This is a genomic window from Acinetobacter sp. P1(2025), assembly GCF_051390655.1.
GTDB classification, from domain to species: domain Bacteria; phylum Pseudomonadota; class Gammaproteobacteria; order Pseudomonadales; family Moraxellaceae; genus Acinetobacter; species Acinetobacter junii.
Window position 1 is genome coordinate 1 of record NZ_JBPKBJ010000113.1, and the last position, 7,339, is coordinate 7,339.

General features: G+C 35.5%; 11 protein-coding genes. 5 read left to right on the plus strand and 6 right to left on the minus strand.

What is annotated here, in order from left to right; translation table 11 throughout:
* Positions 1-78: 78 nt before the first annotated feature.
* From ACSC97_RS17265 to ACSC97_RS17275, 3 genes are all read right to left on the minus strand, one after another.
* Positions 79-1,230 (minus strand): caspase family protein, encoded by a 1,152-nt coding sequence (locus tag ACSC97_RS17265; RefSeq protein WP_436662165.1) that lies wholly within the window; start codon positions 1,228-1,230, stop codon positions 79-81.
* A 2-nt stretch (positions 1,231-1,232) separates the two neighbouring features.
* The gene (locus ACSC97_RS17270) at positions 1,233-2,225 is read right to left on the minus strand and encodes a hypothetical protein (RefSeq protein WP_436662167.1); all 993 of its coding nucleotides are present in this window, start codon (positions 2,223-2,225) and stop codon (positions 1,233-1,235) included.
* Positions 2,226-2,290: 65 nt separating this feature from the next.
* Positions 2,291-3,091 carry an enoyl-CoA hydratase-related protein gene (locus ACSC97_RS17275; RefSeq protein WP_436662168.1) on the minus strand — a complete coding sequence of 267 codons (801 nt, stop codon included), beginning with the start codon at positions 3,089-3,091 and terminating at the stop codon, positions 2,291-2,293.
* 109 nt (positions 3,092-3,200) lie between these two features.
* Between ACSC97_RS17275 and ACSC97_RS17280 the strand changes: the two genes are divergently transcribed.
* On the plus strand, positions 3,201-3,776 hold the full coding sequence (locus ACSC97_RS17280) for a nicotinate-nicotinamide nucleotide adenylyltransferase (RefSeq protein WP_004959777.1): 576 nt from the start codon (positions 3,201-3,203) through the stop codon (positions 3,774-3,776).
* Here the strand turns inward: ACSC97_RS17280 and ACSC97_RS17285 are convergent.
* Complete coding sequence (locus ACSC97_RS17285; RefSeq protein WP_436662170.1) at positions 3,773-4,684, minus strand: LysR family transcriptional regulator; 912 nt, start codon at positions 4,682-4,684, stop codon at positions 3,773-3,775. The genes ACSC97_RS17280 and ACSC97_RS17285 overlap by 4 nt on opposite strands.
* 98 nt (positions 4,685-4,782) lie before the next feature.
* Between ACSC97_RS17285 and gstA the strand changes: the two genes are divergently transcribed.
* The 3 genes from gstA to ACSC97_RS17300 are packed head-to-tail and all read left to right on the plus strand — an operon-like array spanning position 4,783 to position 6,018.
* The gene (gene gstA, locus ACSC97_RS17290) at positions 4,783-5,385 is read left to right on the plus strand and encodes a glutathione transferase GstA (RefSeq protein ID WP_436662172.1); all 603 of its coding nucleotides are present in this window, start codon (positions 4,783-4,785) and stop codon (positions 5,383-5,385) included.
* A gap of 38 nt (positions 5,386-5,423) precedes the next feature.
* Positions 5,424-5,636 carry a tautomerase family protein gene (locus ACSC97_RS17295; protein WP_004913529.1) on the plus strand — a complete coding sequence of 71 codons (213 nt, stop codon included), beginning with the start codon at positions 5,424-5,426 and terminating at the stop codon, positions 5,634-5,636.
* Position 5,637: 1 nt separating this feature from the next.
* Positions 5,638-6,018: a nuclear transport factor 2 family protein gene (locus ACSC97_RS17300; RefSeq protein ID WP_436662174.1), complete on the plus strand. Its 381-nt coding sequence runs from the start codon at positions 5,638-5,640 to the stop codon at positions 6,016-6,018.
* Here ACSC97_RS17300 and ACSC97_RS17305 read toward each other — a convergent pair whose 3' ends face one another.
* Together ACSC97_RS17305 and ACSC97_RS17310 are read right to left on the minus strand one after the other, a co-directional pair.
* A complete protein-coding gene (locus tag ACSC97_RS17305; protein WP_436662176.1) occupies positions 6,019-6,381 on the minus strand; it encodes a glyoxalase superfamily protein in 363 nt (120 codons plus the stop codon).
* Positions 6,382-6,393: 12 nt separating this feature from the next.
* Positions 6,394-6,957 (minus strand): CAP domain-containing protein, encoded by a 564-nt coding sequence (locus ACSC97_RS17310; RefSeq protein WP_436662178.1) that lies wholly within the window; start codon positions 6,955-6,957, stop codon positions 6,394-6,396.
* Between the two features lie 191 nt (positions 6,958-7,148).
* Here ACSC97_RS17310 and ACSC97_RS17315 point away from each other — a divergent pair.
* The coding region (locus ACSC97_RS17315) for a DUF4372 domain-containing protein (RefSeq protein WP_436662180.1) at positions 7,149-7,339 on the plus strand (191 nt) is incomplete at its 3' end.

Here is a 7,339-nt window from a genome sequence, read left to right on the forward strand (position 1 = left end):
ACAAAAATGATAAATTCTTCAATGGACATAACTTTGCTTTGATTTCTTGGTCGAAACTAAAATTGGGTTATGTCCTTTTTATTTCAAGCACTTAAAAGTTGAGATTGGCGTAAACTCATTATAAGTTTCATTATCTTCGATCACGATTCCACCCTGTGTTGTAATTGTATTAGAATTGAAGTTATATTCATTTACCAATATATTTTTAAAGCTATTTGCACGAGCGACAGCTAATCGTTCAGCTAATTTACGTGGGGGAGGAGCTATTTCTCCTGTTTCCTCATTTTCTATTCTTGCTAAATCACTCATAACTGAAATGAAAATAATAGGAGGATAATCAGGGCGGATTTGTTTTGCAATTTGAGCTAGTTTCTTTTGTCCTCGTTCATTGATAAGTGAGTTATTGACTTTATAAATCTCACGCATAAAAAAACGAATATCTTGTGGTGCAGGGGGTTGCCTAATTTTTTGTTTATCTTGCTCAATTAACTTAAAATCATTATTTCCAAAACTATACAGTTGAGGTATTTGAGTAAGATTGGTTAAACGAGAAACTCGGTTTTTGATTGAATTGAAAATATTAGTAATCGTTTTAGTTTGTGAATAATCAAATTCATCTAATAAAGCTTGAGTGAATGGGCTCACATTATTGTAGCCCTGATCTGCTGTCTGATCGAGGCTAGTTGCATGCATAATGACAAGCGGTTGTTGACCAATTTCTAAGGCTTTGAGTTGTAAGGGTGCTTCTTTCTGATCGATAATAGTACGACAAGCATCAATTATATAGATCTGACTTAATACATGATGTTGATTTAGACGTTGAATCAAATCTTCTACAGCAATTGCGCGTTGTTTAATATTTTGGTTAATTTGGAAATCAGTTGAAAGTAAAAAATTTTGACCTTGTTGGTAGAGACCATGCCCTGAATAATAGATCAGTACCCGATCCTGATATGGCGTTATTTTCGCTTCAAAAGCTTGAATTGCTTTTTCTAATTGATCACGATCAGCATCATAAATAAAACTGGTCTCTACATTATTTAATCGTAATTTATTTGTAACACTTCTTGCATCATTGACTGATGTGTCTAATTTGAGTGATTTTTGTTGATAATTCGCATTACCAATAACCAATGCAAATGTTTTACTCCATACCACTTTCGGTGTAAGGAGTAAAAAGAAAGAGAATAAAAAGATTATACTTGCTTTGGAGATAGAAAAATTACTCATCTTTAGACATTCGATTGGGTTATTTTACAAATAGATTTAAATGAATCTCCTAAAGTTTTTGAAATAATATAAGTTGTTCCTACACTTGCACAACTTACGATATTGGTAAAAACTTTAATCTTTGAAAAAAGTGTATTAAAAAATGGGATTTGATCAAAAGGTAAAGGTGTAATAACTGTATCTTGTTCAATGAGTGTATCATTTTTTGTTGTGGCTTGTGGCTGTATCATAGCTGATTGATTAATTAGATCAGCCCAGTTTTGCATCAATTGAATTAATTCTTGATTAGTAAATTGTGATAAATCAATTAAATAACTAAATTTGGTTTGATCTGGTAGATAAACGACTAAAATTGGACCAACTAGACGATCAAGATCAGGATGTGTACTGGTGAGTTCTTTTTCAGCTTTTTCATAATCATAATTTTCCAAAATATAATCACAATCATTCACTTGATTTGATAAATGCTGTTTCATAATTAAACGTGTTACAACAGTATATTGTGCGATCTCGGTATCTCTATACTGATCATTATTGATTAATTTTACGAAGCTTTGACAGGCAAGTTTATTTTTAACTTTTGCTTTATTACTATTAGTTAAAAGTAAAGCTGCAGAGGGTTTTTGTGCTTGTGCTGCTGGGTATAGATCAGCACGAGATGTTGTAAACTCTCGAGTGAAAAGATCATTTTGATGTACTAAACCTTTATTTTTTGCACGTATCAAAGTTACTGGGCAACGATCATTTTTAAAATATAGATATCCTTTGATTAAAGCTTCTTCATCAGTAATTTCTAGGTGGGCTTGTTCAGGAGTTGTCAAGATATAATGGCAATCTTGTGTAGTAATGGTTAAATATTTTGATGGTGATATAAGTTCAAATTGTTGATGGTTCAGATGTGAAATCTGTCCCTCAATTGAAAATTTAGCAAATGTGGCAGGACTGAACAATATTATTATGGTACAGATAAAAAAAGTTGAGAATAGTTTACACATGATGGACTCCTATTATTAAACAACTGTGGAGGGAAAAATCCTTCCAAATCTTAAATCAGAAAGTCTTAATTAAACTGGGAAAAATCAGGTTTACGTTTTTGCATAAAGGCCTGTACCGCTTCCATCATTTCAGGTGAGCGTACACGCTGCATAAAGATTTCAGCTTCTTCATCGACGCAAGCAATAATTTCAGCTAAGTCTTTTTTCATTAGCGCTTTACTTTGTTTTAGAGACGCTAAAGGTAATGCTGCTAAATGTTGAGCTGTTTGTTGTGCGGTTGCATAAACATCTTCAACGACATCATTCACGAGATTTGCTTTTACTGCTGTTGCAGCATCAAATTTCTTCGCTGTGAATAATAATTCAGCCGCTTTCTGATAGCCTGCTTGTTGGACCAATAAACGGCTCGCAGCACCTTCAGGAGAAAGGCCTAGGCTTACGAATGGAATTTGGAATAGGGCAGTATTGTCTGCAAATACGATATCAGCATGTAATAAGATTGTTACACCAATACCAATCGCTACGCCTTTCACTCCAATAATCAGTGGTTTAGAAAAACGAGCCGCAGCTTTTAATAATACAAATGGAGGTTGATCACCCGCTTTGCCTTCATATGGCTTTTGCATAAAGCCCATGAAGTCTTTCATATCATTACCCGCAGTAAAATCTTGTTCTGCACCACGGAAAATCACAACACGTACATCTTTATTCGTATCAGCTTCATCTAATGCTTTTGCAATCCAAAGATAAAGTTCACCGTAAAGTGCATTTTTGGCTTCTGAACGGTTAATGGCTAAGGTGAGTACGCCATCTTCTATATTTGCTTGCAAATGTTGATGAGGTTGTTGAATACAGCTAAGTGTCATCGTACTATCCTTGCTTTAATCCAGATTGATTTTTAAAGTGCTCTCATTATGTCGCATATTTGCGTTACATGGTGCAACTGATGAGTTCACAAAAAGTGAAATTACGCCTATGTACACATTTGACTATCTTGTTTTTATTGGACGCTTTCAGCCTTTTCATTTGGCACATCTACAAACCATTGAAATTGCGTTACAGCAAAGTCAGAACGTGATCTTGGCATTAGGTTCAGCGCAATCGGAACGGAATATCAAAAATCCATTTTTAGCCCATGAACGTGAGCAAATGATTCTGTCTAACTTTTCAGAAGATGATCAGAAGCGGATTCATTTCGTGCATGTGGTTGATGTGTATAACGATGAAAAATGGGTCAAACAAGTCAAAACATTGGTCAATCAAGTGGTTCAGCCAAATGCAAAAGTAGGATTAATTGGTCATTTCAAAGATGAATCTTCATATTATTTAGCTTTATTCCCAGAATGGGAAATGGTTGAGTTGGATAGTTTAAAGGATTCTATTTCAGCTACGCCTATGCGAGAAGCCTATTATCGAGGTGAGATTCAAACTGAATTTTTCCCTAAAGGCACGATTGAATTTCTGACTGAATTTAAAAATACAAAAGTCTATGCGGAATTGCAGCGTAAATATCTTGCGGGTGATAAAAGTAATTTGGATGAATGTTTTTAAGATTTTAGTTCTTTAAGTAGAAAATCGATGAAAACACGAATATGGAAAGATTCGTGTTTTTTTGATGGATAAAGTAAAGAAAATGGGCGTGAAGTGCCTGAAAATTCTGTAAGCACTTCTATCAAATCTCCATTCTTAAGCTCATTTTCTACAATAAAACGATAGGTCTGTAATAAACCAGCGCTGTGTTTTGCCAGTGTAACCGTGCCTAAAATATCGTCTAGGCAACGAATATTTCCCGCACTTTGATATTCAATTATTTGTTGATTCGAGTTAAATAGCCATGGAACGTTTTTCCCTGTACTGGGAAGAACAAACTGAATACATTGATGATGCTGTAAATCTTCAAGGCTTTGCGGTGTTCCGAATTGTTTTAAATACTCAGGCGACGCCACTACAATCAGTTCAGCCTGTTCTAGTTGCCGTGCAATCAAATTTGAATCAGCAAATTGTCGTCCACGAATCGCCAGATCATATCCTTCTGCTATAAAGTCCACATTTTTATTGGTGAGTTGAACATCTACTTGGATGCTTGGATATTGCAGTGAAAACTTTGCCAATAACGGTAGGATGCGATAGTGTCCATATGGTGTTGGAACACTGATACGAATTAAACCAGAGGGTTGCTGTGTTTGATTTTTGAGTTGCTGTTCTGCTTCTAAAATTTGATTCAGCGCTTGTTTACATTCATCAAAATAGATTTTTCCTTGCGCAGTTAAACGGACTTGTCGAGTCGTTCTTACAAACAATGGAGTCGCTAAATGCTTCTCTAATCGAGCAATTGAGCGACTGACCGCTGCTGGACTCACACCTGCATGTAAGGCTGCCTTAGAAAAGCTTTCATATTCTGCTACTAAGCAAAACAATTCGACGCTACTAAACATCATTCGTTTTAGAGGGTGATTCATTCATTACACCATGTAAAAAATGATTTGAGTTGTAAGCTATTTAAGCACATAAAAGTAAACAATAAGATGATTCCCATATCTTGTATGGAGTTATTTTTATGAAATTGTTTTATTCACCAAATGCTTGTTCTCTAGCCCCACATATCGTTTTAAGAGAGCTTGGGTTTCCATTTGATTTAATCAAAGTCGATTTGCAACAGCATTTAACTGAACTAGGTGAGGACTTTTATAGACTCAATAAGAAGGGTCAAGTACCTGTATTACAGCTTGAAGATGGTTCTTTTTTAACGGAAGGTGCTGTGATTAGTCAGTTTTTTGTTGATCAATTCGAACGTAAGGATTTATTACCTGAAATAAACACAGTAGAGCGTTATCAAACACTTTCTTGGATGAATTTTATTGCTTCAGAAATTCATAAAGCATATTCACCATTTTTCCATGAATCCTATGGCGAAGAATCTAAAACTATCTTTAGTACAATTTTAAATAAACACTATGCATGGGTTGATCAACAGTTAGATGGGCAAAACTACTTATCGGGAAGTAATTTTACCATTGCTGATATTTATCTGTTTGTGGTGACACGCTGGGCTGACTTTATTGGTCTTGATCTTGGGCATTTTATTCATTTAACAGCTTTTATGCAGCGAATTGCTCATCGTCAAACGGTTCAAGACGCAATAGTAGCCGAAGCATCTTAGTGTTCTTATCATCTATAAAATTATAAAAGGAGATCCGCATGCCTTATATTTTAATTCAAATCACCAAAGAAAATGTCTCTACTGCACAGAAACAACAGTTGATTCAAGAGGCTACAGATTTAGTGGTTCGGGTGCTTCATAAAGACCCAGCTACTACATTTGTGGTCATTGATGAAGTTGATACAGATAACTGGGGTGTGGCAGGCGAATCAGTTTCGACCATACGTAATAGACAAAGAATAGGTACATAAGATGCAAAATAATCCGATAATTAAGATTCAACAGCAACTCGAAAAATACTTTGATGGTTTGTACTTTTGTGATGTGGATAAATTGCAGGACGTATTTCATTCCGACGCAACTTATATCAACGCTACGGATGAGCCTATGCTTAAGTTAGATATGGATACTTATTTCTCTATCGTGGAAAAGCGTATTTCACCCGCATCTCAAAACCAATTAAGACAAGATAAGGTAATTGCGATCAATTTGATTCATGATCAGTTAGCGATGGTACATGTTGAATGTGTGATTGAATCTAAATATTTTTATGATGCACTTACATTGGTACAAAAGCAGGGTGAGTGGAAAATTATTTCTAAAGTCTTTCATTATCAACTTTTAGTGGACTAATTAAGCATCTTCCCAAAAGATAATTCGATTGGAAAAGGGATCAGTCATACTCAGTTCTAATGTTTCCCAATCTGTTTTTTCAACTTGGGGTTTAGCAAACTTATAATCCTTGACCTCAAGTTCATTTTTTAACAAGCTGAGATTCTCCCAGTAAATACGAATCGCACTATGCGGACTCGCATCACCGAAGTGTTCAGATAGGTGAAGGATGCACTCGTCTTTGGAAATTTGCAGATAAACAGGGAAGTTGTCCCCGAAAGTATGCTGCCAATCGATTTGGAAGCCTAAATAATCAAGATAAAATGATTGTGCTAATTTAATGTCAAAGATACGAAAAATAGGAATGATCGAGCCATTTTGCATAGGTATTTCCTGTTAACGAATTCCGAATTGTTGTGCCCAGTATGGCTTTTGTTTTTCAGTGGAGTCAAAGGTACATGCCACGGCATAGTCTGTAAATTTAGGATTCATTATATTGGCACAATGCATGGGGCTGTTTAGCCAAGTAGTTAATACTTCATTCAAGTTTTTCTGCCCACGTGCAACATTCTCACCGCCGCCGCGTCCTTTAAACTGATAAAGTTTCAAGCGAGCTTTGAGGTCTAAACCGCCCTGACTACGATGCCCTAAAAAATTATATTGAGCCATATCTATGGCATGAGCATAAGCACTTCTAGCCAAATGTTCATTCCATACTAAGGGTGATGTTGCTGAAAAATGTCGTTGTCCACATTGACGCGCTTGTTGCCGAATTTCGTTAATCGACTGCAAGATGGTTTGTTGATAAGCTGAGTTTTGTAAGTCTTCACAGCGTATTTCGGTTGATAATTTCTGAACTTGAGAGATTGAAGTAGAATTTTCTTGTGAATGTGTTGGGGTGCTGATACTGCATCCAGAAATAAACAACGGAAATAAAATTAAAACTTGGATCGATTTCATTTTTTAAGATTTAGGTTCGTTATTTTAATCGTTTAATGATACGTTATTTTAGTTTAGGGCTACAATTTAACTGTAAAAAAGCGAGTATAAACTCACTACTGTCCCATAGTTTGCTCTAAATAAAAAAACCTGAGTCTAAATAGTTAAAATATGAGTGCAAACAAACATTTTAACTATAAAGGACTCAGGTTTTGTCACATCAGAATACCGTATTTCATCAATTACTCAAACCCATTCTAAGACAAGATTTTGAACGTCTGGCTAAACTACACCACTCTGGGCAAAAATTAAGATCAGCCACCCGCTGGGATCAGTTTGTTGCCATATTGATGTCCCAACTTTCTTGTCGGCAAAGCTTAAGAGACATTCAATCCAATCTCGA